Raw genomic sequence first — 24,558 nt, forward strand, 5'->3', positions numbered from 1 at the left:
CGCCTTGACCCACGGCGCCCACCAGCCCCCCTAAGCCAAGGCTCTGCAACGAATTTCCCTGTCCAGCTGGAATCAGGCACAGTCATTGCTAATCTAATATCGTATACGAAATTCATAATACGATAACCAACACCACTCACCGACAAACGAGGCTTCCATGAAAAATCCCGTTTTTGCCGCAGCGCTCAGTGTGGTTCTCAGCTCTTGCTTCATCGCCACGGCCCAGGCCGACAAGCTCGATGACATCATCAGTTCGGGCAAGCTGCGTTGCGCCGTGACACTCGACTTCCCGCCGATGGGCTCGCGTGATGCCAACAACAAGCCGGTGGGCTTCGACGTCGACTATTGCAACGACCTGGCGAAAGTCCTCGGCGTCACTGCCGAAGTCGTCGAAACGCCGTTTGCCGATCGTATCCCGGCCCTGATGTCCGACCGCGTCGACGTCATCACCGCCTCCACCTCCGACACCCTCGAACGGGCCAAGACCATTGGCATGAGCATCCCCTACTTCGCCTTCCAGATGGTGGTGCTGACCCGCGAGGACACCGGCATCAGCAAGTACGAGGATCTCAAGGGCAAGAATGTCGGCAACACCAGCAGCACCTACGAAGCCATCGCCCTGGAGAAGGACCAGAAGAGCTGGGGCAGCGGCAGCTTCCGTGCCTACCAGTCGCAGAACGACACCATCCTGGCCGTGGCCCAGGGCCACATCGACGCCACCGTGGTCACCAACACCGTGGCCGCCGCGACGCTCAAGTCCGGCAAGTACAAGGGCCTGAAGGTCGTTGGCAACGCCCCGTACGTGATCGACTACGTGTCGCTGGGTGCCGCCCGTAACGAGTACGGCCTGATCAACTACCTCAACCTGTTCGTCAACCAGCAGGTACGGACCGGGCGCTACAAGGAACTGTTCACCAAGTGGGTCGGCACCGAGATTCCACCGACCGACCTGACCGTTCCCCACGTCTACTACTGAGGACCGCTCGATGCCCAGCACGCCCACTGTCCTGAGCGGACGCAGTCTGGTCGAAGGGTCTGCCCAAGGTCCCCTGCTGTTCGCCGATGTCGGCCTGAGTTTCTGGGGTGGCGTCGATCCGTTCAGCGGCGAGGTGATTGATCGCCATCATCCCCTCAGCGGCCAGCACCTGAGCGGCTGTGTGCTGGCATTGCCCAGCGGGCGCGGCTCCTGCACCGGCAGCAGCGTCATGATGGAGGCGATCAGCAATGGCCATGCGCCTGCCGCCCTGGTGCTGGCCGAGGCCGATGAGATCCTGACGTTGGGTGTGTGGGTGGCCCAGGTGATTTTCGACCGCTCCCTGCCGGTGCTGTGCATCGGCAGGGAGGCCTTTGCCGCCTTGCGCGGCCAGGCCTTCGCCCGGGTGGAAAATACTCGCCTGAGCCTGTTCGATGCCTGCCCCGCGGATGGCTGGCAGGTCACGCCAACGCCTCCCTCCTTTCGCCCGGCAATCGGCAGCGTCGAACTCAGCGAGTACGACCGCAGCCTGCTGGACGGCCACTATGGCAAGGCCGCCCAGGTGGCCATGCAGATCGTCCTGCGAATGGCCGGGCTGCAAGGTGCCACAGCCCTGCTGGACGTGACCCAGGCCCATATCGATGGCTGCATCTATACGGGCCCGGCGAGCCTGCGCTTTGCCGAACAACTGGTGCAATGGGGCGCGCGGGTACGCGTCCCGACCACCCTCAATTCCATCTCCGTGGACCAGCGGCGCTGGCGCGAGCTGGGGGTCGACGCGGCCCTCGGCGAGCCCGCCAGCGCCCTGGGTAACGCCTACATGGCCATGGGCGCGCAACTGAGCTACACCTGTGCGCCGTACCTGCTCGACAGCGCCCCCAAGGCCGGCGAGCAGATCGTCTGGGCCGAATCCAACGCCGTGGTCTACGCCAACAGCGTGCTCGGTGCCCGGACCCAGAAATACCCCGATTACCTGGACATCTGCATCGCCCTGACCGGCCGCGCCCCATTGACCGGCTGCCACCTGGCCGAACGGCGCAAGGCACAGTTGCAGATCGAGGTGCCAACCTTGAACGCGTTGGACGATGCGTTCTACCCGCTGCTCGGCTACCACATCGGCACGCTGTGCGGCAGCCGTATCCCCCTGGTGCGCGGGCTGGAACGCAGCCGGCCCGGCCTCGACGATCTCAAGGCGTTTGGCGCCGCGTTCGCCACCACTTCGGCGGCACCCCTGTTCCATATCGCCGGAGTCACCCCCGAGGCGCTCGATCCGGCACAGGTGGCGGATGCATCTCTGCCTGTGGAGCGCATCGACCTGGCCGGGCTGCTGGAAAGCTGGCACGAACTCAACAGCGCCCGCAGCCCATCGGTGGATGTCATCTCGCTGGGCAATCCGCACTTCTCCCTCGGCGAGTTCGCCCACCTGGCGCGGTTGTGCCAGGGCCGACACAAGCATCCGTCGGTGGCCATGGCGATCACCTGTGGCCGCGCGGTGCTGGAACAGGCCCGTGCGGCGGGATATCTGGAGCCGATCGAAGCCTTCGGCGCCACGCTGATCACCGACACCTGCTGGTGCATGGTCGGCGAACCGGTGATCCCGCCGGGCGCCCGCACGCTGATGACCAACTCCGGCAAGTACGCCCACTACGCTCCCGGCCTGGTCGGGCGCAGCGTGCACTTCGCCAGCCTCGCCGAATGCGTCGACAGCGCCTGCACCGCCCAGGCCAGTGGGCGCCTGCCGGCCTGGTTGCAACAGGAGGAAGCGGCCCATGTTTAATTTCAGCTACACCTTCCAGTGGCGCGCGGCGTTCCGCGCCCTGCCCGACATGCTCAGCGGCGCCTGGGTGACCTTCGAGACCGCCGCCCTGTCGATGATCTTCGGCGTGCTGATCGCCCTGACCCTGACAGTGATGCGCGAGGCCAGACAACCGTTGCCGCGCGGTTTCGCCAACGGCTGGGTGTCGATCGCCCGCAACACCCCATCACTGTTCCAGATCTACATCCTGTATTTCGGCCTCGGCTCGCTGGGGCTGCATGTCAGTTCCTGGTTCGCACTGCTCGCCGGGATCACCTTCAACAACGCCGGCTACCTGGCGGAGAACTTCCGTGGCGGCCTCAAGGCGGTGCCCGGCACCCAGATGCGCGCCGCGCGCTCGCTGGGCATGAGCGCCTTCCAGGCCTACCGGATGATCGTCGTGCCGCAGTTGCTGCGGGTGGTGTTCTACCCCCTGACCAACCAGATGGTCTGGGCGGTGCTGATGACCTCCCTGGGGGTGGTGGTGGGGCTCAACAACGACCTGACCGGGGTGACCCAGGAATACAACGTCAAGACGTTCCGCACCTTCGAATACTTCGCCATCGCGGCGGTGCTGTATTACCTGATCGCCAAGGCGATCGTCGCGATAGCCCGGCTGTTGTCCTGGCGGCTGTTCCGTTACTGAGGGGGTCTGCTCGATGTTCTCTACCAGTCTTACCGCCAATGACCTGCTGTTCCTGCTCAGCGGCGCGTGGGTCACGCTGCAACTGACGTTCTGGGCGATCCTGCTGGGCAGCGTCGCCGGCCTGTTGTTCGGCCTGCTGCGCGCACTGCTGCCGCGGGTGAGCTTGCCGCTGGCCTGGGTGCTGGACGTGTTTCGCAGCGTGCCGCTGCTGATCCAGTTCGTCCTGTTCAACTCGTTCAAGAGCATCCTGGGCCTGAAGATCAGCGCCTTTTCGGTCGGCTGCATCGTGCTGGGCATCTACGCCGCCGCGTACTTCACCGAGATCGTGCGCAGCGGCGTGCTGTCGGTGCCGCCGAGCGTACGCCGGGCCAGCCGCTCGCTGGGGCTGAGCTACCTGCAGGACCTGCGCTGGATCGTCCTGCCGATGGCCACGCGGGTGGCCTTCCCCGGCTGGCTGAACCTGGTGCTGGGGGTCATGAAGGACACCGCGCTGGTGATGTGGATCGGCATCATCGAGCTGTTGCGCGCCTCGCAGACCATCGTCACGCGCATCCAGGAACCGCTGCTGGTGCTGTGCATCGCGGGCCTTATCTACTACGTCATGAGCCTGGTGGTCGCTCGCCTGGGCGCTCGTCTGGAAAGAAGGTGGCAAGAAAATGATTGAGATCGACAACGTACACAAATCCTTCGGCGACCTGGAAGTGGTCAAGGGCGTCAGCCTGACGGTGAACAAGGGCGAGGTGGTGTCGATCATCGGTGGCTCCGGTTCCGGCAAGTCGACCCTGCTGATGTGCATCAATGGCCTGGAGTCGATCCACAAGGGCAGCATCCGCGTCGACGGCATCGAGGTCCACGACCGCGCCACCGACCTGAACAAGTTGCGGCAGAAGATCGGCATCGTGTTCCAGCAGTGGAACGCCTTTCCGCACCTGACGGTGCTGGAGAACGTGATGCTGGCGCCGCGCAAGGTGCTCGGCAAGAGCCGGCAGGACGCCGAGGAACTGGCGGTGCGCCAGCTCACCCATGTCGGCCTGGGCGACAAGCTCAAGACCTTTCCCGGCAAGCTCTCCGGCGGCCAGCAGCAGCGCATGGCGATCGCCCGCGCCCTGGCGATGTCACCGGATTACATGTTGTTCGACGAAGCCACCTCGGCACTCGACCCGCAACTGGTCGGCGAGGTGCTGGACACCATGCGCATGCTCGCCGAGGACGGCATGACCATGGTTCTGGTGACCCATGAGATCCGTTTCGCCCGGGACGTTTCCGACCGCGTGGCGTTCTTTCGCAACGGCCTGGTGCATGAGATCGGCTCGCCCGATCAGGTCATCGGCAATCCACGGCAGCCGGAGACGGCGGCGTTTCTCAAGTCGGTCAAGTAGAAATGCCCCCCAATCCCTTTAGGAGCCGGGCTTGCCCGCGAACCGCCGAAGGCGGCCGTTCACCTCGCCAGCGTCGCAGCCTGGCCGGCGCTTTCGCGGGCACGCCCGGCTCCGACAGGGGACCGTTAAGCAGACACGAAAGGAGGAGTATGCAATGCGTTCTTCGAAGATCGTTCATGTAGTCAGTTGCCATGCCGAAGGCGAAGTCGGCGATGTGATCGTCGGCGGTGTCGCCCCGCCGCCGGGCGCCACCGTGTGGGAGCAGTCACGCTGGATCGCCCAGGATGAAACCCTGCGCAACTTCGTCCTCAACGAACCGCGCGGCGGCGTGTTCCGCCACGTCAACCTGCTGGTGCCGGCCAAGGACCCGCGGGCGCAGATGGCCTGGATCATCATGGAGCCGGCCGACACGCCGCCGATGTCCGGCTCCAATTCGCTGTGCGTGTCCACGGTGCTGCTCGACAGCGGCATCCTGCCGATGACCGAACCGCAGACGCGCCTGGTGCTGGAGGCTCCCGGCGGCCTGATCGAAGCCGTAGCCGAATGCCGGGACGGCAAGGTCCAGCGGGTGGAAATCAGGAATGTGCCGTCGTTCGCCGACCGCCTCGACGCCTGGATCGAAGTCGAAGGCCTGGGCTCGCTCCAGGTCGATACGGCCTACGGCGGCGACAGTTTCGCCATCGTCGACGCCCGGCGCCTGGGTTTTGCGATTCGCCCCGATGAGGCCCGGGATCTGGTCGAGACCGGCCTGAGGATCACCCGTGCCGCCAACGAACAACTGGGTTTCGTCCACCCGCTGAACCCGGACTGGTCGCATATCTCCTTCTGCCAGATCGCCGCCCCGGTGATCTACGAGAACGGTATCGCCACGGCTGCCAACGCGGTGGTGATTCGCCCCGGCAAGATCGACCGCTCGCCCTGCGGTACCGGCTGCTCGGCGCGCATGGCGGTGCTACAGGCCAAGGGGGTGCTGAAGGTCGGCGAACGCTTCATCGGCCGCTCGATCATCGGCTCCGAGTTCCACTGCCGCATCGACTCACAGACCGAGCTGGCCGGGCGTACGGCGATCTATCCGTGCCTGTCCGGCCGGGCCTGGATCACCGGTACCCACCAGTTGCTGCTCGACCCCGCTGACCCGTGGCCACAGGGCTATCGACTGTCGGACACCTGGCCGGGAGCCTGAGACCCACTGATTAAATACCCATGCACGACCTTGCGGCGCTGGAACGGCGCCCGCAGAGACACACGAATCGCAGATTTTTATCAACCACATCGTATACGAAATACAATTAACCCAGGAGTCCATCATGAGTAAACGCATCAACTGGAGCGGCGTCTTCCCCGCGGTCACCACCCAATTCAACGACGACTTTTCCATCAACCTGGAAAAGACTCACCAAGTGATTTCCAACGTGATCCGCGATGGCGTCTCGGGCCTGGTGGTCTGTGGCTCGGTCGGCGAAAACACCTCGCTGACCGCCGAGGAAAAGATCGCCGTCACCGAAGTCGCGGTGGCCGCCTCCGGGGGCCGGGTGCCGGTGATCTGCGGTGTGGCCGAGTTCACCAGCGTGCAAGCGGCCAAGGTCGCGAACTCGGTGCGCAAGGTCGGGGTCGACGGGGTCATGCTGATGCCGGCGCTGGTCTATGGCTCCAAGCCGTTCGAGACCGCCGAGCACTTTCGCTATGTGGCCAGGCATGCCGACGTGCCGCTGATGGTCTACAACAACCCGCCGATCTACAAGAACGACGTCACCCCGGACATCCTGATTTCCCTGGCCGACTGCGACAACGTGGTGTGCTTCAAGGACTCCTCCGGCGACACCCGCCGTTTCATCGACGTGCGCAATGAAGTCGGCGATCGGTTCGTGCTGTTCGCCGGTCTCGACGACGTGGTGCTGGAGAGTATCGCAGTGGGCGCCGAGGGTTGGGTGTCGGGGATGTCCAACGTGTTTCCCAAGGAAGGCGAAACCATCTTCCGCCTGGCCAAGGCCGGGCGCTTCGCCGAGGCGATGCCGATCTATGAATGGCTGATGCCGATCCTGCACCTCGATGCGCGGCCGGACCTGGTGCAGTGCATCAAGCTGTGCGAAGCCATCGCCGGCCGCGGCAGCGCCCTGACCCGCCCACCGCGCCTGGCACTGCCGGAGGCCGATCGGCTGTTCGTCGAGCAGATCATGGCCAAGGCCCTGGCCAACCGACCGGTGTTGCCGGACGTGGGGCTCTGAGCTCGGAGCCGGGGCAGCCTGCCAATCGGCTTCGGCTGTCCCGGCCTCTTCGCGGGCAAGCCCGGCTCCTACAGAGGCTGTGTCGAATTCAGGTCATGTGGACGACGCAAAACGCCAGGAGCCGGGCTCGCCCGCGAATAATTCGGCACAGCTACCGGGTCAGAACTCATTGTTTTACCGGTTTGAGTTCAATGATCTTGCCGTTGGTGATTGCCACCAGCACATACTGGTTCTTGATTTTCACCCACTGGCTGTCCTCCTCCGGAGCATGCAGCCCGCGTTTCTTCCAGTCATGCAGCGCCTGTGACTCACGCTGGTAAACCGCCGGGGCGCGGTCGCCGACCACCAGCTCACCGCTGCTGAAAGTGGAAGGGACTTTTTCATCGGAGGACTGCGCCGCCTGCAGCGGCAGTGTCACAACGGCCGAACAGGCCACCAGGGACAATCCGGCAATCAGGGATTTCACGGTCATGGACGACTCCTTGGCTCAAGACGGATGCAAAGGGTCTGACCGCGGCACAGGAAAATCATTCGATTCAACGGGGCCTGTGAAAGCCGGATGCAAAAACGCCACTCGGGTGAGTGGCGTTTCTGTGAGACTCGAAACTCGATCAGGGTCGCTTACAGCGCCATGTCGGATTTCGGATCCTCAGCCTTGGGCTTGTCGGTCGCAGCCGGGGCTGCAGCCGGTGCCGCCGCGGTCTGGCCAATCACCGGAGGAGTGGTCAGTTGCAGGATCTCGGCGGTGTAGTTCCACTCTTTCTGCACGGCTTCAGGGTTGCCGTTCAGCTTGGTGCCGTAGCTCGGAATGATCTGGTGCAGCTTTTCCTGCCAGGCAGGGGTCGCCACCTTGTCCTTGAACACCTTCTCCAGCACGCTCAGCATGATCGGCGCAGCGGTCGAGGCACCTGGCGAGGCACCCAGCAGGCCGGCGATGCTGTTGTCCTTGGCGGCAACGACTTCGGTGCCGAGTTTCAGGACGCCGCCCTTCTCTTCGTCACGCTTGATGATCTGCACGCGCTGACCGGCCTGCCACAGGCGCCAGTCTTCCTTCTTCGCCTCGGGGAAGTACTCTTTGAGGGCGTTGAAGCGGTCGTCATCCGACATCATCAGTTGGCCGCCCAGGTACTGGACCAGGTCGAACTGATCGATACCCACGCGGGTCATCGGCCAGATGTTGTGGGTGGTGGTGCTGGTCAGCAGGTCGAAGTACGAACCGTTCTTCAGGAACTTGGTGGAGAAGGTCGCGAATGGGCCGAACAGGATCACGCGCTTGCCATCCAGCACACGGGTGTCCAGGTGCGGAACCGACATGGGCGGTGCACCGGTCGAAGCGATGCCGTAGGCCTTGGCCATGTGCTTGAGCGCGATGTCCTGGTTGTCGGTCACCAGGAACGAACCACCGACCGGGAAGGCCGCGTAGTCGTTGGCTTCCGGGATACCGGACTTCTGCAGCAGGTGCAGCGCGCCGCCACCGGCACCGATGAACACGAACTTGGCGTCGGCCGCGGTTTCGCTGCCGTCCTTCAGGTTCTTGTAGGTCACGTGCCAGGAGCCGTCTTCGTTGCGCTTGATGTCCTGCACTTCGCTGGACAGCTTCAGGGTGAAGTTCGGCTGCTGTTGCAGGTGGGCAACGTACTGGCGGGTGATCTCGCCGAAGTTCACGTCGGTGCCGATCGGCGTCCAGGTCGCGGCGATCTTCTGCTTCGGATCGCGCCCTTGCATCATCAGCGGGACCCACTTCTTGATCTGCTCCTGATCTTCGCTGTACTGCATGCCGCTGAACAGCGGGCTGGTCTGCAGTGCCGCGTAACGATCGCGCAGGAACTTGACGTTGTCGTCACCCCACATGAAGCTCATGTGCGGGGTGGAGTTGATGAACGAGTGCGGGTTCTTCAGCACGCCCTGGCGCACCTGCCAGGACAGGAACTGACGGGTGATCTGGAACGACTCGTTGATCTCGATCGCCTTGGAGATGTCGATCTTGCCGTCCTTGCCATACGGGGTGTAGTTCGACTCGGCCAGGGCAGAGTGACCGGTACCGGCGTTGTTCCAGCCGTTGGAGCTTTCTTCGGCGACGCCGTCGAGACGCTCGATCATTTCCATCGACCAGTCGGGCTGCAGCTCGTTCAGCCAGATACCCAGGGTCGAGCTCATGATCCCGCCGCCGATCAGCAGCACATCGACCTTCTTGGATTCGGCCGCGAACGAGGACGATGCCCCGATCGACAAGGCCAGGCCCAATAGCGCCGTGTTCACTTTTTTCAACATATTGTCATCCTACGATAGAACGCCATCCGCTCCTCCGCTCTCGTTCATGCAGGGCCACGACGCACGGAAATACCGTGGACTCCCGCACTCGAAAAACTGGAGGATGGGCACACAAGGCCGCCAAGAATGGCTCGGCCTCACTTTTTATGTCGCTCCTGCGCTGACTTCTTGTCGTTCTTGGCTTCAGCTGACTTGAGTGACACGAATTCTGTTGGTGCGTGGTCGCACACGCTGCCGGCAGCACGGCCGCCGGCTCCGGCACCATCCGACGGACAAGCCGGTCGGCGACCGGAGAGTCGTCAAATACGCGGCTTTGAGGGCAGTCTGGCTTCGCAGGGACGAAGAGACTGGCCAGCATCAATGGTGGCAGAAATGCCATTGTCTACTGCACGCGCACATACGTCAAAAAAAGTGTCGTTTTCTTACCTTTTTTAGACCAAAGATCGACAGCTCTTTGACAAAAACCGTGGTAGCCGAATAGGACGATTGCACGCTGCCGGTCACCTGCCCGATCGCTTCCGCGGATGAATCCGCGAAAGCGACAGCACCGACAACGCCTCTGCCGCTGAAACCAAACCGTCATCACTCCTTTATCTGTTCGCCATCTTCGCCCCGTACTGTCGCCCCCAATGAGATCGATCTCAAGGACGCGACAATGAGCGATTTGAAAGAAGTGGCCCGCCTGGCCGGCGTTTCCCGGGCGACCGCCGCCCGCACCTTCGCCACCCCCGAGGTGGTGCGTCCGGCGACCCGCGAGCAGGTCTTCGCCGCCGCCCGCGAACTGGGCTTTCGACCCAACCACCTGGGCCGCCAGTTGCGCCTGCAGCAGACCAACCTGATCGGCGTGGTGGTGCCCAACCTGCTCAACCCGGTGTTCGCCGAACAGTTCCAGGCCATGGAGCGCGCCGCCAGTGCCTGGGGCTACAACCTGCTGCTGGCGACCACCGACTACGCCGCCGAACGCGAAAGCGCAGTGGTCGAGCAACTGCTGCGCCAGCGGGTCGACGGCCTGATCCTGACCGTCACCGACGCCGAGCAGAACACAGTGCTGGAAAGCCTGGCCTGCGAGGACACGCCATTCGTGCTCGCCTACCACCAGCCGGACAACACCGACTACTGCGCGGTCTCGGTCGACAACCGCGCCGGCATGGCCCTGGCGACCCGCTACCTGCTGGAAGCCGGCCACACACGGATCGGCATGGTCGCCGGCCCCGCCCTGCAATCGGACCGCGCCCGCCTGCGCTATGCCGGCTACTGCGACGCCATGCAGCAAGCTGGCCGGGCGCCCCTGCCGGTCATCGAGATGCCGGCGCATATCCGCGCCGACTTCGCCGCCATCGAGCCTTTGCTGCGTGGCCCGCAGCCGCCCAGCGCACTGGTCTGCTCCAACGACCTGCTGGCGATCAGCCTGATCGCCGAACTGCGTCGCAATGGCTGGGGCGTACCCGAACAACTGTCGGTCATCGGTTTCGACGGCATCGCCATCGGCACCCAGATGCATCCGACCCTGTGCAGCGTGGTGCAGCCGATCACCACCCTGGCGAACACCGCGATCGAACACCTGCTGGCCCGCATCAACGGTGCCAGCCCCACCTCCCAATGCCTGCCCTGTCATATCCGGCCCGGCGAAAGCATGCGGCCCTACGAGGAAACGCTCCATGACCCAGTTCCGTAAGACCCTGGCCGCCCTGCTGCTCGGCGGTATCGCCAGCCTCGCCCACGCCGCAGAAACCGCGATCTGCTACAATTGCCCGCCCGAATGGGCCGACTGGGGCAGCCAGCTCAGGGCGATTGCCGACAGCACCGGGGTGCAGGTGCCGCTGGACAACAAGAACTCCGGCCAGGCCCTGGCGCAGATAGTCGCCGAACGCGCCGCGCCGGTCGCCGACGTGGTCTACTACGGCGTGACCTTCGGCCTGCAGGCGCAGAAAGCCGGAGTGCTGGGCGAATACAAGCCCCGGCACTGGGACGAGATTCCCGCCGGCCTCAAGGATCCGGCCGGGCACTGGTTCGCCATTCACTCGGGTACCCTCGGCCTGATGGTCAACGTCGACGCCCTCGGCGGCCTGCCCGTGCCACAAGGCTGGGCCGACCTGCTCAAGCCCGAATACAAGGGCATGGTCGGCTACCTCGACCCGTCCAGCGCCTTCGTCGGCTACGTCTCGGCGGTGGCGATCAACCAGGCCATGGGTGGCACCCTCGACAACTTCGCACCGGCCATCGACTACTTCCGGAAACTGGCGAAAAACGCGCCGATCGTGCCCAAGCAGACCGCCTATGCGCGGGTGCTCTCGGGTGAACTGCCGATCCTGGTCGACTACGACTTCAACGCCTACCGTGCCCGCTACAAGGACCAGGCCAACGTCGCCTTCGTGATCCCGAAGGAAGGCAGCCTCAGCGTGCCCTACGTGATGAGCCCGGTCGGCAACGCCCCGCATCGCGCCAATGCCGAGAAGGTCCTGGACTTCGTGCTCTCCGACCAGGGCCAGGCCCTGTGGGCCAATGCCTACCTGCGCCCGGTACGGCAGATGAAAATGCCGGCGGACGTGGCCGCGCGCTTTCTGCCGGACAGCGACTATGCCCGTGCCGGCGTGGTCGACTACGAGCACATGGCCGCCGTGCAGGAAGCCTTCGCCGCCCGCTACCTGAGCGAGGTGAAGTAAGTGTCGCGGGTGCTCGACGATCACCTGACCGCCCGCCCCCGCGGCTGGCCACGGCTGCGCCTGTCAGCGGCGGCGACCTGGCCCCTGGCGCCGGCCATGGCACTGTTGCTGGCGTTCTGGTTGCTGCCGCTGGCCCATCTGGTGCTGCTCGGTGCACAGGATCGTGATGCCGGCGGCAGCGGCTACTGGCAGGTGCTGAGTAGCGCGCAGTACCTGGGCAGCCTGTTGCAGACTGTCCTGCTGGCGCTGGTGACGACCCTGGCGGCGCTGCTGGTCGGAGGCATCAGCGGGGTGTTCCTGGCTCGCCAGCGGTTCTTCGGCCGTTCGCTGCTGGTGGCGCTGCTGACGTTCCCCCTGGCCTTTCCGGGCGTGGTGGTGGGTTTCCTGGTGATCCTGCTCGCCGGTCGCCAGGGCCTGTTCGCCCAGCTCGGCCTGCACCTGGCCGGCGAGCGCTGGATCTTCGCCTATTCCCTGACCGGACTGTTCCTCGGTTATCTGTACTTCTCCATTCCACGGGTGATCCTCACCGTGATGGCCGCCTGCGAAAGCCTCGACCACAGCCTGGAGGAAGCCGCGCGGTCCCTCGGCGCCGGGCTCTGGCAAGTGGTTCGCGACGTGATCGTGCCGGGCCTGGCACCGGCGCTGGTGTCCTGCGGGGCAATCTGCTTCGCCACCGCGATGGGTGCCTTCGGTACCGCCTTCACCCTCGGCACGCGCCTGAACGTCACCCCGGTGGCGATCTACAACGTGTTCACCAACTACGCCAATTTCGCCGTGGCCGCGGCACTGTCGGTGGTGCTCGGTGGCGTGACCTGGCTGTTATTGCTGCTGGCCCGCCGATGGGTCAAGCCGTCGGGGAGCGTACTGTGAAACGTTCGAAGCTGTTCTGTGCGCAACTGGCGTTCACCCTGCTGGTCTGCACCTTCATGCTGGTGCCGGTGCTGTTGTCACTGCTCGCCGGGCTCACCCGCAACTACTTTCAGGGCCCGTCCAGTGGCCTGACGTTCGCCTGGCTGGCACAGGTCTGGCAGGCCTATGCCGGTACCGTCCGGCTGTCGCTGCAACTGGCCCTGGCCTGCGCCGTGTGCGTGTGCGTCATCGGCGTACCGGCCGCCTATGCCCTGGTGCGGATGAACAACCGCTTCAGCCGCGCCTTCGAGGAACTGATGGTGCTGCCGGTGGCGATGCCCGGCCTGGCCAGTGCCCTGGCACTGCTGCTGACCTACGGCCAGTTCGGTGCCTTTCGCGGCAGTTGGCTGTTCATCCTGGTCGGGCATGTGCTGTTCACCCTGCCCTTCCTGGTTCGCCCGGTCATGGCGGTGATGCAGCGCCAGCAGTTGCCGCTGCTCGAAGAGGCCGCGGCCAGCCTGGGCGCCGGTCCCTGGCGGCGCTTCTTCAACGTGGTGGTGCCCAACAGCCGTGCCGGCATTCTCGCCGGTGTACTGATGGTGATCACCCTGTCCCTGGGCGAATTCAACCTGACCTGGATGCTCCATACCCCGATGACCAAGACCCTGCCCGTGGGCCTGGCCGACAGCTACGCCTCGGCGCGGCTGGAAGTCGCCAGTGCCTACACGCTGATTTTCCTCTTGCTGATCGTGCCACTGCTGATTGCGGTGCAGGCCCTCAGCGCCCGTCTGTCCCGTGGAGAACGCCCATGACCGGCACCCCGATTCGCCTGCAAGGCTGCCGCAAGTCCTTTGCCGACGGCACGATTGCCCTGCACCAGCTGGACCTGGAGATCGAACCCGGCGAAATCCTGGCGATCCTCGGCCCCTCCGGCTGTGGCAAGACCACCACTCTGCGCCTGATCGCCGGCCTGGAGCGTCCCGACAGCGGCCAGGTGTACTTTGGTCAACAGGAGGTCACCGGCCTGCCCATCGAGCGCCGCGACGTCGGCATGGTGTTCCAGAACTATGCACTGTTCCCCCATCTAAACGTCGCCGAGAACGTGGTCTACGGGCTCAAGGTTCGTGGCGTTGCCACCGCCGAACGCAAACGGCGCTGCGCCGAGCTGCTGGAACTGGTCGGCCTTGAAACCCATGGCCAGCGCAGCATCCACGAACTGTCCGGCGGCCAGCGCCAGCGGGTCGCCCTGGCCCGCGCCCTGGCGCCACGGCCCCGGGTCCTGCTGCTGGACGAGCCGCTGGCAGCGCTGGATGCCCAGTTGCGCGAACGCCTGCGCAGCGAGCTGGACCAACTGCTGCGCAGCCTGGGCATCACCTCGGTGTTCGTCACCCACGACCAGGGCGAGGCCATGGCCCTGGGCGATCGTATCCTGGTGATGGAGCACGGCCGCGTCGCGCAACTGGGCACGCCGCGGGAGATCTACCAGAAGCCGGCCAACGCCTTCGTCGCCGGCTTCGTCGGCAATCTCAACGCCTTCACCGTGCTCGACTACCCCCACGAGGCACTGCGGGTCGACGGCGGCGAGCTGCCCTGGAACGGCGGGCAGCAGCCGACCACGGTCTACTGCCGCCCCGAGCATCTGCGGGTCATGGAACCCGGTGCCGGGCACCTGCGTGGACGGCTGCTGGGGCAGTTCTTCCAGGGGGCCCAGAGCCGCCTGCTGGTGGATGTCGGCGCGGCGCAACCGCTGCTGGTCGACAGCAGCGACCCGCAGATCCACGCCACCGGCGCAGCGATCTCCCTCGCGATCGAGCCCCAGGCGTTGTTCACCCTGCAATCGTGATGTTTTCCCCGTACGAGAGGTTTCCTTGAATTCTTCGTTTCTCATCGCCCAGATCAGCGACCTGCACCTCAAGGCCGGCCAGCGCCTGACCTACGGCGTGGTCGACACCCTCGCCGCCCTGCGCCGTGCCGTCGAGCACCTGAACGCGAGCATCCCGCGCCCGGATATCGTGGTGATCAGCGGCGACCTGGTGGACTTTGGCCGGGCGGATGAATACGCCGTGCTGGCTCCCGAGCTGGCGCGCCTGCGGATGCCCTGCTACCTGGTGCCCGGCAACCACGACCAGCGCGGGCACATGCTGGCCGGTCTGCCCGACCATCACTACCTGCCGCGCTCGGCCGACGGTCCGCTGGACTGGGTGGTGGACGAGCATCCGGTGCGCCTGATCGGTCTCGACTCGACCACACCTGGCGCCCACGGTGGCCGTATCACCGAAGCGCAACTCCAATGGCTCGACCGGCAACTGGGCCTGCGCCCGCAAGTGCCGACACTGCTGGTCCTGCACCACCCGCCCTTCATCACCGGTATCGGCCACATGGACCGCGAGTCGTTTCAGAACGCACCGGAGCTGGAAGCGGTGGTGGCGCGCCATCCGCAGGTCGAACGCCTGCTCTGCGGGCACCTGCATCGCGCCATGCAGCGTCGTTTCGGCGGCAGTGTCTGCTGTGTCTGCCCAGGCACGTCCCACCAGATCGTTCTCGACCTGCAGGACACGGCGCCAGCGCACTTCAACCTGGAGCCGGCCGGCTATCTGCTGCATGCCTGGCACCCGCAGCGTGGGCTGGTGACGCACAACGGGGTGTTCGGGGAATATGCGGGGCCGTATCCGTTTTATGACGAGAATGGGTTGATTGACTGAGCGGGGACATGATCAGGTCTGCACACCCGGGATCTCATGGCGTCTCAGGACGTGAAGGGCGCCCGTTAACATGTTATCTTTCTGCCCATCGCCACCCCTGGCGGCGACATTGCACCCATCGCAGGAACAAGCGTGCAGAGGTGGAACATGAAAGGGCTCGTCCAGAATAATGATCGCTTTCACGGACGTGACGGTTTCGGCCGTTGGGAACACGCCTTGCAGGCCCACTGCGGGGCGTTTCATTGCGAGCCGCCGCCAGGTCGAGCGATCACTGAGTTTTCCGGACAGATCATCGCACCCGCCCTCGACCCAACCCGGGTGGGTGCCCGAATCATCAGCAACAGCCCGCATATCCACCGCGACCACCACGATATCCGGCATGACGACAATGACTGCTTCTTCCTCGTCCACCAATCCAGCGGCAGTGCCCGGATAGAGCATGGCGCGCAGCAGAGCCTGCTGCAGCCGGGCGATCTGGTGCTGCTCGATGCCACCCGGCCCTGTGACATTCGCTTCCAGGGCATGGCCGGCCAATTGTCACTGATCCTGCCGCGTCACACGGTACAGCGGCTGGCATCCGGGCGCCGGCTGCTGCTCAACCGCACCCTGCGCGCCGATTCGGGACCCGGGCGAATCGCCGGTGCACTGGTCACCGAACTGTTCGAAAGCAGCAGCGACACCCCCGAAGCAACAGAGGCCATGATGGATGCACTGCTGCACCTGATTCGGCCACTGGTGAGCGAAGACATACGCCAACATCCCTCCTGCGCTCCACGGACCCAGGCGCAGTTGCTCAACAGGGCGCAACAGGTGATCAACGACGACCTCGCCAACCCCGAGCTGAGCCCGGCCCTGATTGCCCGGGCCATGGGCTGCTCGCTGCGCACGCTGCATCGGCTGTTCGCCCATGAGGGCATCACCCTTGGCCGCTACATCATGGAGCGGCGTCTGGAACGTTGCGCCGAATCGCTGGCGCAGCACGTCGACCAACAGAAGATATCGGCCGTCGCCTTCGACTGGGGTTTCAGCGACCTGAGTCACTTCTCCAGGGCGTTCAAGGCCCGCTATGGCCAGTCGCCGAAGGACTTCCGCATGGCCGCCTGCAACTGAAGAATACAGCCGGCCCCAAGGACCGGCTGCCGGGTATCAGACTTCGCTCAGGACCCGCCCCAGGTTCTGATAGACCACCGGCCTGCGCCAGCGCAGGTAGCCGGCCAGCAGCAGACCGGACAGCGCCACACCGAGCATGCCCAGCGGAATCAACTGATTGAAGATCGATTCGCCACCGGTCAGCAGGGCCATGTTGATGACGATCAGGTAGATGCCGTAACCCAGCGCGCCCGCACTCAACAGCGGCGCGATCAGCCGTTGCCAGAGATGGCTGCCCCTGGCATCGCGGTGGAAGAAGGCAATGACGGAGACGGAAGTCATCGCCTGCACGGCCAGAATACCGAGCGTGGCTGGCGCACTGCCCAACGGCAGTACCTGGGTGATCGGATCGGCGCCCTGCACTGCACAGGCCGCAATGATCAACAGCACCAGTGCGGTCTGGAAAATGCTGGCCAACCAGGGAGTCTGATGCCGCGCGTGGGTGAGCGCGAACACCCGCGGCAGCACCCTTTCCCGTCCCAGGGCGAACAGGTAACGCGACAACGAATTGTGGAAGCTGAGCAACACGGCGAACAGGCTGGTGATCAACAGTACATGAATCGAATCAGCGAGCAGCGGCCCTACCCACTCGTTCGCCAGGCGAAACCAGACGGCCCCCGGATCCTGCTCGATGAAGGCCGTTGCATGGGATGGCCCGATGGCAACGATCATCAGCCATGACGACAGGGCGTAGAACCCCATGATGATCAAAAGCGCGAGGAAGGTCGCGCGAGGCAGTGTCTTGTGCGGTTCACGTGCTTCTTCGGCATAGATGGCGGTAGTCTCGAACCCCATGAAGGCGCCGCCCACGAACACCAGCGCCGCGCCCAATCCCGGGGCCAAGACGTTCGATGGCTGCAACGGCGCCAGGCTGAAACCCTCCGGCCCGCCCTGATGAACGATCACTGCCAGGTCGAAGACCGCAATCACCAGCAGTTCGGCGAGCATCAACCAGGCCAGGAAACGCCCGTTGAACTCGACGTTGCGGGTGCCGAAGCACAGGATCAGCGCCGCGTAGCCCATGCTGACCGCCCACCACGAAAGGCTGATGCCGAAACTCTCCAGCGCCTGCGCGGTAAAAAAGCCGATCAGGCCATAGCAGGCGATCTGCATGCCGGCATACGCGGTGATGGCGAGGAACGCCGAGGCAGTGCCGCACGGCCGCCCCAACCCGCTGGAAACGTAGGCATAGAACGCCCCGGCGTTGCGTACGTACCGCCCCATGGCGACGAAACCCACCGCGAACAACAGGTACACCAGTCCTGCCAGCAGAAACACACCCGGCAGTCCTATGCCGTTGCCCATCAGGATCGCGGTGGGCACCACACCGACCAATCCGGTCAGCGGTCCATTGGTGGCGATCACGAAAAACACGATGCTCCACATGCCCAGGGCATTCTTGCGCAACGTGCCGGTTGTTTGAATATTCGCACTCATGGCATTCATCCGGGGTTATTGAAATTGTTGTGTCCGAACTCGGAGACGATCGGGAGTCCAGCTTAAAAGTGCTCCACCCGGGACGTCTTGGCGATAAGCGCCATTGCTTGACTGACAGTGACACCAGGCCCGCCGCATCCAATGCAGCGCGACAACGACAAACCGGCCGGTTTACTCTGCCGGCTCGATCAAAAGGAGGTAGGCGATGGATTTGAAGTTCAGCCACGTGGACGTACTGGTCGCTGACCTGGAAGCGGCCTGTCACTACTACGCCCGGATACTCCAGGCCAGGATCTCGACGACACAGGTCTGGGACCGCGGCGGCCTGCATGTGCGCTACGCCGTTGCGCTGATCGGGCAGGAACGCTTCATGCTGGTGGAGCCGCTGGCCGGCAACCTGAAGCAGCTCCTCGATACCGTGGGCGAAGGCATGATCTATCGCCACTGCTACACCACGCCGGATATCGAAAAGGCCTACGACGAACTGATCGCCTGCGGGGTCCAGCCGGAAGACGAGAACGGCAATCCCCTGACCCGCGAGGATCTGCAGTCACCCTCCGGAACGCGCATCATCTGGTTGCCCAAGCGCTTCGGGCACTTTTCCATCGAGATTCTGGAAGAGAAGACGCTCGGGGCCTTTCTCGAGAAAGCGTTTGCCTGAGATGCCCCGTGTGATTCAGGCGGCGGCCTAGAAGCCAAAGCGATACCATTTGCTCGCCTGCACGCTTGTGGCCACTTGCGGAGCCCCGGTCGCCTGTTCAACCACGATGGCCGCGGGCTCAGGCAACCGCTTGCGGGACCAGCGAAATAACGTCGATCGGGCTTGCCTTTTAAATATGGATATCCGTATATTCGATTATCCATATATACAAGGTAGCTCCCGTGATCACTCCCCCCGAGGTCTTCAAGAACCTGGCCGACGAGACACGCGCCCGCGCCACCCTGCTGATCGCCAAGCTGGGCGAACTGTGTGTCTGCGAGCTGATGTGCGCCCTGGATGACAGCCAGCCGAAAATCAGCCGCCATCTGGCGCAACTGCGCAGCAGCGGCCTGCTGCTCGATCGCCGGCAGGGCCAGTGGGTGTATTACCGGCTCAACCCGGAACTGCCCGCCTGGGTCCACGAGATGCTGCACGTGACATTGCAGGCCAACGCCACGTGGCTGCAGGACAATGCCGCACGCCTGCAGAACATGGACGACCGCCCCGTACGCACCACCTCCTGCTGCTGACAACCCACCGAGCGAGTCTTTCATGCTGGTCGCCACTGCCGTCTTCGTCTTCACCCTCATTCTGGTCATCTGGCAGCCCAAGGGCCTGGGCGTCGGCTGGAGCGCCGCGCTCGGTGCGAGCATCGCACTGGCTACCGGCGCCGTGTCGCTGCACGACATTCCCACCGTCTGGTCGATCGTGTGGAACGCCACGGCCACCTTCATCGCCGTGATCGTCATCAGCCTGCTGCTGGACGAAGCCGGCTTCTTCGAGTGGGCCGCCCTGCACGTGGCCCGCTGGGCAAACGGCAGCGGTCATTGCCTGTTTGCCTTCTGCGTGCTGCTCGGCGCTGCCGTTTCGGCATTGTTCGCCAACGACGGGGCCGCACTGATTCTCACGCCGATCGTCATGTCGATGCTGCTCGCCCTGCGCTTCCCGCCAGCCGCGACCCTGGCCTTCGTCATGGCTGCCGGCTTCATTGCCGACACCGCGAGCCTGCCGCTGGTGGTTTCCAACCTGGTGAACATCGTCTCGGCCGACTACTTCAGGCTGGGCTTCGCCGAGTACGCTTCGGTGATGGTTCCGGTAAACCTAGCCAGCGTGGCCGCCACCCTGCTGGTGCTGTTCGTGTTTTTCCGTCGCGATCTTCCGAAGCAGTACGCACTCGAAGCCCTTCAGGAACCGAAGACGGCCATCCGTGACCGCGCGACCTTCATCGTTGGCGGGTGGACACTGCTGGTCCTGTTGGGCGGCCTGTTTGCCCTGGAACCCCTGGGCATCCCGATCAGCGCCGTGGCGGCCGCCTGTGCAGCCTGCCTGTTCGCCGTGGCGGCCCGTGGCCAGCGGATTTCTACCCGCCGTGTGCTGCGCGAGGCCCCGTGGCAGGTGGTGATTTTTTCCCTTGGCATGTACCTGGTGGTCTATGGCCTGAAGAATGCCGGCCTCACGGACCTGCTCACTCATCTGCTCGACCGGCTTGCCGAGCACGGCTTGTGGAGCGCCGCCCTCGGCACCGGGCTGCTCTCGGCGCTGCTGTCGTCGGTGATGAACAACATGCCCAGCGTACTGGTCGGCGCCCTGTCGATCCAGGCCAGCGCTGCCGATGGGCTGGTGCGCGAGGCGATGATCTACGCCAATGTCATCGGTTGCGACCTCGGCCCCAAGCTCACGCCCATCGGCAGCCTCGCCACGCTGCTCTGGCTGCACGTGCTGGAGCGCAAGGGCGTGCGCATCACCTGGGGCTACTACTTCAGGGTCGGCGTTCTCCTGACCTTGCCCGTCCTGCTGATCACCCTTTCAGCCCTGGCCCTGCGCCTGAGCCTCTGAAGTCCACCCCGAAGCGAGGAACCCTCCATGCGAGTCCTGTTCATGTGCACGGCCAACAGCTGCCGCAGCATTCTTTGCGAAGCCCTGTTCAACCACCTGGCCCCGTCAGGCTTCGAGGCCGTGAGCGCCGGCAGCTTCCCCAAGGGGCAAGTGCTGCCGCGCAGCCTCGGCACCCTGCAGCAGGCCGGCATTTCCATAGCAGGCCTGAGCAGCAAGGGTAACGAGGCCTTCGAGGACAACCCGCCGGACATCGTCATCACCGTCTGCGACAAGGCCGCCGGCGAAACCTGTCCGGTGTATTTCGGCCCCGCGCTGAAATCCCACTGGGGGCTGGAGGATCCCTCGGAGGTGGTGGGCGACGAGGCGTCGATCGATGCCGCCTTCCACGCCACGCTGGCGCGCATCAGGAAACGCTGCAGTGCCTTTTTCGCATTGCCCTTCGCCACGCTCGATCACGAAGGGCTCAAACGCGAACTGGATCGTATCGGCACACTCTAGGCCGGAGCAGTGGATATCGCCCCACGGCGCCTCTCGCCCCTTCGCCGTTCGTCGATGCCTGTCTGCCGCCACACGCACTACAAGGAAGCGTTGAGCTCGGAAATCAGTTTCTCACGATACCTCAGCGCCTCGACCGAGGCTTCCCCGAGGGAGCTGGCAACCGCGCTCAGCAGCCCCTGGGCGAGCAGCATGAAGGCGCACATGCTGTTGCTGAAGAACAGGCTGTGGTTGGGAACGTAGAAGCTGTGCAGGGCCGACTTCGCCAGCGGCGAACTGGCGGAGTCGGTCAGCGCGATGACGTCGATGCCGTGTCGCGCGGCTACTTCAGCCGTGGCCAGCACACTCGGGGTGTACGGGAAGCAGCTGGCAACCACCAGTACATCGCCGGCATCCATCTGCGCCAGGGCATCGGCCACGCCCTGGCGGCTGGAGTCCAGGGTGCTGACATCGGGACGCAACATCCCCAGGCCGTACGACATGAACAGCGCCAGGGAGTTGAACTGGCGCATGCCATGAATGCGCACGCGCCTTGCCGTGCTCAACCGGGCGACCACCTGGCCGAAGGTCTCGGGGTCGACCTGCTCGACCATGCTGGCGATGTTGGCGCTTTCCTGCCGACCCAGTCGGGCCAGTTGGCTGAGTGCGCCGGAATCATCGTGGCCGACCACCAGCCGGGAAGCCTGGTCACTGTAGAAGCTCTTGCCCTCGGTCAGCTCGCGACGGAACACGTCCTGCAGCTTGCTGAAGCCCGAATACCCCAGGCGCCGGGCCAGGCGGGACAGCGTGGAGGCGTTGACCCCCAGTTGCTCCGCCAATTCGCTGATCGACGAGACGGCAGCGCGCTGGGGGGATTCGATCAGCGACGTGAGCACGCGGGTCGAGCTGCTGCCCAGGGCTATGTCCACCTCTTGTCGCTCGATGGCGGCCAACAGTTCTTTCAAACCGCTGACCGTTTCGGGCAGTTGCTCGCTTGCTTTGCTCATCCGGCCATCCGTTATCTGGAAACAGAAACCACACCCGCTGCGTCCGGCTGCTCCGTCGAGCGGTGGGTATAAACGCGCCATTCTACAGTGCTCGCGGTCAGGGTGAAGACCGCGGTGGCCAGGGTGTTTTCGTCATCCGGGTCATCGGGCGCACAGCGATAGATGGGCAGGGCCGGGTCCGCCTCATCCCGCAACAGCTCAAGGGCCCGCGATGGATTGAAGCCCGTCTGCGCCTCTGCCAGCAGGCGCTCCACCCGCTGCTGGCGCGACCCCGAGCTGCCGGTCACCACCTGGCCGACCCCGGCAAGGGCCCCGTGGACCATGTGGTTGGAATGCCCGCCGGGTTGCACCACCTCGACCACGGCCGTTGCGGCGGCGCTCGCCTCGACACTGACCACCCGCGTCGAACCCGCCTGGCCGAAGGCATGGTGAAAGGACCCGGCCCTCGGCGTGGTGGCAACGGCGGCAATCGCCTCGTCGATGGACCGGGCATCCAGCGACGCGCGTCCCAGGATCTGGCGGGAAAAGCCGGCGGGAATATCGGTTGGCCGCAGGTTGTTGACGGTGGCGACCACGCCATGCTCATTCACCGCAAAGGTGTGGCCGGGAATGGAACCGGGGTAGATGAAGCTGGTGAAGGCCGCGCCTTCATCGGGCCGGGCATGCACGATCGCGCAATCGTTGCGCAGTTGCGGCAGCCCGTCTTCATTGTGCGCAATCAGCGTGCCCTGCGGCGTCTGGCCGTAGACGGTGGTACAGCCGTCCACGCTGGCCAGCCCCGCGAAGTCACCGCGGCAGTTCCACAGGAAGACTTCGTCCACCGGCAGTTGCAGCCCGGCGGCCAGGCCTTCGATTTCCTGCCAGTAACGCGGGTAGTGCCGACGCACCAGGGCCTGCATCTGCCGGGCCTTGTCGGAACCGGCCAAGGCAGCCAGCCGTTGCCACAGCGGCAAGGGCCGCAGCCGGGTGTTGACGGCCTCGCGACCGAATTCGCCCAGGCGCAAACCCAGGTCGTACGCGCTGCCGGCAATGTGAAGTTGAGCGAGCATGGTTAGGCGACCTTATGACACGTGCTGGAGAAATTCCCGCAGGCGCGGGCTGGGTGGGTTGGCGATCAGCGTTTCAGGTGCGCCGTCCTCGGCGATGCGCCCCTTGTCGATGAAAATCAGCCGGCTCGCCACCTTGCGCGCGAAGTCGACCTCATGGGTCACGATCACCATGGTCATGCCTTCTTCGGCCAGGGCCTTCATCACCGTCAGCACTTCATGGCGCAGTTCGGGATCCAGCGCCGAGGTCGGCTCATCGAACAGCATCATCTTCGGTTTCACCGCCAGGGCACGGGCAATCGCCACGCGCTGTTGCTGGCCGCCGGACAGTTGCGACGGGTAATGGTCGGCGCGCTCGGCCAGCCCCACCTTGGCCAGCAGCTCACGCCCCAGTGCATGCGCCTCGGCCTTGCCCGCCCCCCTCACCCGGATGGGCCCGAAGGCGACGTTTTCGAGTGCGGTCATTTGCGGGAACAGGTGAAACTGCTGGAACACCATGCCCGCCTCCTGGCGGATGAGCCGCTCATCCACCTTGGGGTCGTTGACCCGCAGGCCATCGACGATCAGCTCACCCTCGGTGACTTCCTCAAGCTTGTTGATGCAGCGCAACAGGGTGGACTTGCCCGAACCCGACGGACCGATAATGACCACCACCTCGCCGCTGGCAATAGTGAGGTCGATGTTGTGCAGTACCTGGGTACTGCCGAAGTGCTTGGAAACGTTCTTGAATTCGATCATAGGATTTTGAGTCTCGCTTCCATACGGCGCAGGACGTAGCTGAGCACCAGGGTAATGACCAGGTAGATCACCGCGACCGCGGACCAGATCTCCATGGCCCGGAAGTTGCCGGCGATCACTTCCTGGCCCTGGCGGGTCAGCTCGGCCACGCCGATGACGATGAACAGGGACGTATCCTTGATGCTGACGATCCACTGGTTGCCCAGCGCCGGAATCATCCGGCGAAATGCCAGCGGCGCGATGACGTAGCGCAGCGTGTCGCGGCGGGACAACCCCAGCGCCAGGCCGGCTTCACGGAACCCGTTGTTGATCGACAGCACCGCGCCCCGGGTGATTTCGCCGATGTAGGCCCCCGAGTTGAGCATGATGGTGGTGACGGCGGCACTGAACGGGTCGATGCGCACCGGAATCATCAGGGGCAAGGCAAAGTAGATGAACATCACCTGCACCATGATCGGGGTGCCACGGATCAGTTCGATGAAAACCAGCGCTACCCGACTGCTGAGGAACCCGCCGTAAGCGCGGGCAAAGCCCGCGATCACGCCGATGACGGCGCCGCCGATCAGGCCCAGGATGGAAATCCAGAGCGTGAGTTTGGCGCCTTCCAGCAAAACGGGGAGCGCATCCCAGATGGCGCTCCATTGAAAATGCATAACCGGAAACTCTCA

The 24,558-nt window shown here is 64.4% G+C and carries 25 protein-coding genes; 18 read left to right on the forward strand and 7 right to left on the reverse strand.

The window, feature by feature from the left end; translation table 11 throughout:
- Window positions 1-157: 157 nt before the first annotated feature.
- From ACZ5KU_RS17105 to ACZ5KU_RS17135, 7 genes are all read left to right on the forward strand, one after another.
- Window positions 158-976 carry an ABC transporter substrate-binding protein gene (locus ACZ5KU_RS17105; protein ID WP_054064332.1) on the forward strand — a complete coding sequence of 273 codons (819 nt, stop codon included), beginning with the start codon at window positions 158-160 and terminating at the stop codon, window positions 974-976.
- A 10-nt stretch (window positions 977-986) separates the two neighbouring features.
- Entirely contained in the window at window positions 987-2,750 is a 1,764-nt protein-coding gene (gene lhpI, locus ACZ5KU_RS17110) for a cis-3-hydroxy-L-proline dehydratase (protein WP_464735904.1), read from the forward strand.
- On the forward strand, window positions 2,743-3,414 hold the full coding sequence (locus ACZ5KU_RS17115) for an amino acid ABC transporter permease (protein WP_054064334.1): 672 nt from the start codon (window positions 2,743-2,745) through the stop codon (window positions 3,412-3,414). Before lhpI ends, ACZ5KU_RS17115 begins: the two co-directional genes overlap by 8 nt.
- A 13-nt stretch (window positions 3,415-3,427) precedes the next feature.
- A complete protein-coding gene (locus ACZ5KU_RS17120; RefSeq protein WP_054059961.1) occupies window positions 3,428-4,078 on the forward strand; it encodes an amino acid ABC transporter permease in 651 nt (216 codons plus the stop codon).
- Window positions 4,071-4,793: an amino acid ABC transporter ATP-binding protein gene (locus tag ACZ5KU_RS17125; RefSeq protein ID WP_054059962.1), complete on the forward strand. Its 723-nt coding sequence runs from the start codon at window positions 4,071-4,073 to the stop codon at window positions 4,791-4,793. The genes ACZ5KU_RS17120 and ACZ5KU_RS17125 overlap by 8 nt, the downstream gene beginning before the upstream one ends.
- A gap of 154 nt (window positions 4,794-4,947) precedes the next feature.
- Window positions 4,948-5,976, forward strand: coding sequence for a trans-3-hydroxy-L-proline dehydratase (locus tag ACZ5KU_RS17130; RefSeq protein WP_054059963.1), 1,029 nt, complete (start codon window positions 4,948-4,950; stop codon window positions 5,974-5,976).
- Between the two features lie 124 nt (window positions 5,977-6,100).
- Window positions 6,101-7,018 (forward strand): dihydrodipicolinate synthase family protein, encoded by a 918-nt coding sequence (locus ACZ5KU_RS17135; RefSeq protein WP_054064335.1) that lies wholly within the window; start codon window positions 6,101-6,103, stop codon window positions 7,016-7,018.
- A 166-nt stretch (window positions 7,019-7,184) separates the two neighbouring features.
- Here ACZ5KU_RS17135 and ACZ5KU_RS17140 read toward each other — a convergent pair whose 3' ends face one another.
- Together ACZ5KU_RS17140 and mqo are read right to left on the reverse strand one after the other, a co-directional pair.
- Window positions 7,185-7,490: an RcnB family protein gene (locus ACZ5KU_RS17140; RefSeq protein ID WP_054059965.1), complete on the reverse strand. Its 306-nt coding sequence runs from the start codon at window positions 7,488-7,490 to the stop codon at window positions 7,185-7,187.
- A 149-nt stretch (window positions 7,491-7,639) separates the two neighbouring features.
- Window positions 7,640-9,289: a malate dehydrogenase (quinone) gene (gene mqo / locus ACZ5KU_RS17145; protein WP_054059966.1), complete on the reverse strand. Its 1,650-nt coding sequence runs from the start codon at window positions 9,287-9,289 to the stop codon at window positions 7,640-7,642.
- 655 nt (window positions 9,290-9,944) lie between these two features.
- Here mqo and ACZ5KU_RS17150 point away from each other — a divergent pair.
- The 7 genes from ACZ5KU_RS17150 (at window position 9,945) to feaR (ending at window position 16,613) form a co-directional block, all read left to right on the forward strand.
- Complete coding sequence (locus ACZ5KU_RS17150; protein ID WP_416769119.1) at window positions 9,945-10,964, forward strand: LacI family DNA-binding transcriptional regulator; 1,020 nt, start codon at window positions 9,945-9,947, stop codon at window positions 10,962-10,964.
- Window positions 10,948-11,952, forward strand: coding sequence for an ABC transporter substrate-binding protein (locus tag ACZ5KU_RS17155; RefSeq protein WP_416769121.1), 1,005 nt, complete (start codon window positions 10,948-10,950; stop codon window positions 11,950-11,952). Before ACZ5KU_RS17150 ends, ACZ5KU_RS17155 begins: the two co-directional genes overlap by 17 nt.
- 96 nt (window positions 11,953-12,048) lie before the next feature.
- Window positions 12,049-12,822, forward strand: a complete 774-nt coding sequence (locus ACZ5KU_RS17160; protein ID WP_416773508.1) for an ABC transporter permease — start codon at window positions 12,049-12,051, stop codon at window positions 12,820-12,822.
- Window positions 12,819-13,613, forward strand: a complete 795-nt coding sequence (locus ACZ5KU_RS17165) for an ABC transporter permease (RefSeq protein ID WP_054064338.1) — start codon at window positions 12,819-12,821, stop codon at window positions 13,611-13,613. The genes ACZ5KU_RS17160 and ACZ5KU_RS17165 overlap by 4 nt, the downstream gene beginning before the upstream one ends.
- Window positions 13,610-14,644, forward strand: a complete 1,035-nt coding sequence (locus ACZ5KU_RS17170) for an ABC transporter ATP-binding protein (protein ID WP_054064339.1) — start codon at window positions 13,610-13,612, stop codon at window positions 14,642-14,644. The genes ACZ5KU_RS17165 and ACZ5KU_RS17170 overlap by 4 nt, the downstream gene beginning before the upstream one ends.
- 25 nt (window positions 14,645-14,669) lie before the next feature.
- On the forward strand, window positions 14,670-15,503 hold the full coding sequence (locus ACZ5KU_RS17175) for a phosphodiesterase (RefSeq protein WP_416769124.1): 834 nt from the start codon (window positions 14,670-14,672) through the stop codon (window positions 15,501-15,503).
- Window positions 15,504-15,650: 147 nt separating this feature from the next.
- Window positions 15,651-16,613 carry a transcriptional regulator FeaR gene (feaR, locus tag ACZ5KU_RS17180; RefSeq protein WP_054059971.1) on the forward strand — a complete coding sequence of 321 codons (963 nt, stop codon included), beginning with the start codon at window positions 15,651-15,653 and terminating at the stop codon, window positions 16,611-16,613.
- Between the two features lie 36 nt (window positions 16,614-16,649).
- Here the strand turns inward: feaR and ACZ5KU_RS17185 are convergent, their stop codons facing one another.
- The gene (locus ACZ5KU_RS17185; protein ID WP_464735905.1) at window positions 16,650-18,089 is read right to left on the reverse strand and encodes an APC family permease; all 1,440 of its coding nucleotides are present in this window, start codon (window positions 18,087-18,089) and stop codon (window positions 16,650-16,652) included.
- 205 nt (window positions 18,090-18,294) lie between these two features.
- On the opposite strand from ACZ5KU_RS17185, the gene ACZ5KU_RS17190 reads away from it, so the two are divergent.
- From ACZ5KU_RS17190 to ACZ5KU_RS17205, 4 genes are all read left to right on the forward strand, one after another.
- Window positions 18,295-18,750 (forward strand): VOC family protein, encoded by a 456-nt coding sequence (locus tag ACZ5KU_RS17190; RefSeq protein WP_054064343.1) that lies wholly within the window; start codon window positions 18,295-18,297, stop codon window positions 18,748-18,750.
- Between the two features lie 221 nt (window positions 18,751-18,971).
- Window positions 18,972-19,319 (forward strand): metalloregulator ArsR/SmtB family transcription factor, encoded by a 348-nt coding sequence (locus ACZ5KU_RS17195; RefSeq protein WP_464735906.1) that lies wholly within the window; start codon window positions 18,972-18,974, stop codon window positions 19,317-19,319.
- Between the two features lie 22 nt (window positions 19,320-19,341).
- Complete coding sequence (locus ACZ5KU_RS17200) at window positions 19,342-20,625, forward strand: arsenic transporter (RefSeq protein WP_464735907.1); 1,284 nt, start codon at window positions 19,342-19,344, stop codon at window positions 20,623-20,625.
- 27 nt (window positions 20,626-20,652) lie between these two features.
- Complete coding sequence (locus ACZ5KU_RS17205) at window positions 20,653-21,123, forward strand: arsenate reductase ArsC (RefSeq protein ID WP_054059976.1); 471 nt, start codon at window positions 20,653-20,655, stop codon at window positions 21,121-21,123.
- A gap of 77 nt (window positions 21,124-21,200) precedes the next feature.
- Here ACZ5KU_RS17205 and ACZ5KU_RS17210 read toward each other — a convergent pair whose 3' ends face one another.
- The 4 genes from ACZ5KU_RS17210 to glnP are packed head-to-tail and all read right to left on the reverse strand — an operon-like array spanning window position 21,201 to window position 24,543.
- A complete protein-coding gene (locus ACZ5KU_RS17210; RefSeq protein WP_054059977.1) occupies window positions 21,201-22,106 on the reverse strand; it encodes a MurR/RpiR family transcriptional regulator in 906 nt (301 codons plus the stop codon).
- Window positions 22,107-22,117: 11 nt separating this feature from the next.
- On the reverse strand, window positions 22,118-23,155 hold the full coding sequence (locus tag ACZ5KU_RS17215; RefSeq protein WP_464735908.1) for a C45 family autoproteolytic acyltransferase/hydolase: 1,038 nt from the start codon (window positions 23,153-23,155) through the stop codon (window positions 22,118-22,120).
- Window positions 23,156-23,167: 12 nt separating this feature from the next.
- Entirely contained in the window at window positions 23,168-23,890 is a 723-nt protein-coding gene (glnQ, locus tag ACZ5KU_RS17220) for a glutamine ABC transporter ATP-binding protein GlnQ (RefSeq protein ID WP_416769133.1), read from the reverse strand.
- Window positions 23,887-24,543 carry a glutamine ABC transporter permease GlnP gene (gene glnP, locus ACZ5KU_RS17225; RefSeq protein WP_054059980.1) on the reverse strand — a complete coding sequence of 219 codons (657 nt, stop codon included), beginning with the start codon at window positions 24,541-24,543 and terminating at the stop codon, window positions 23,887-23,889. The genes glnQ and glnP overlap by 4 nt, the downstream gene beginning before the upstream one ends.
- Window positions 24,544-24,558 lie beyond the last annotated feature (15 nt).

The organism is Pseudomonas sp. Tof1, assembly GCF_055390395.1.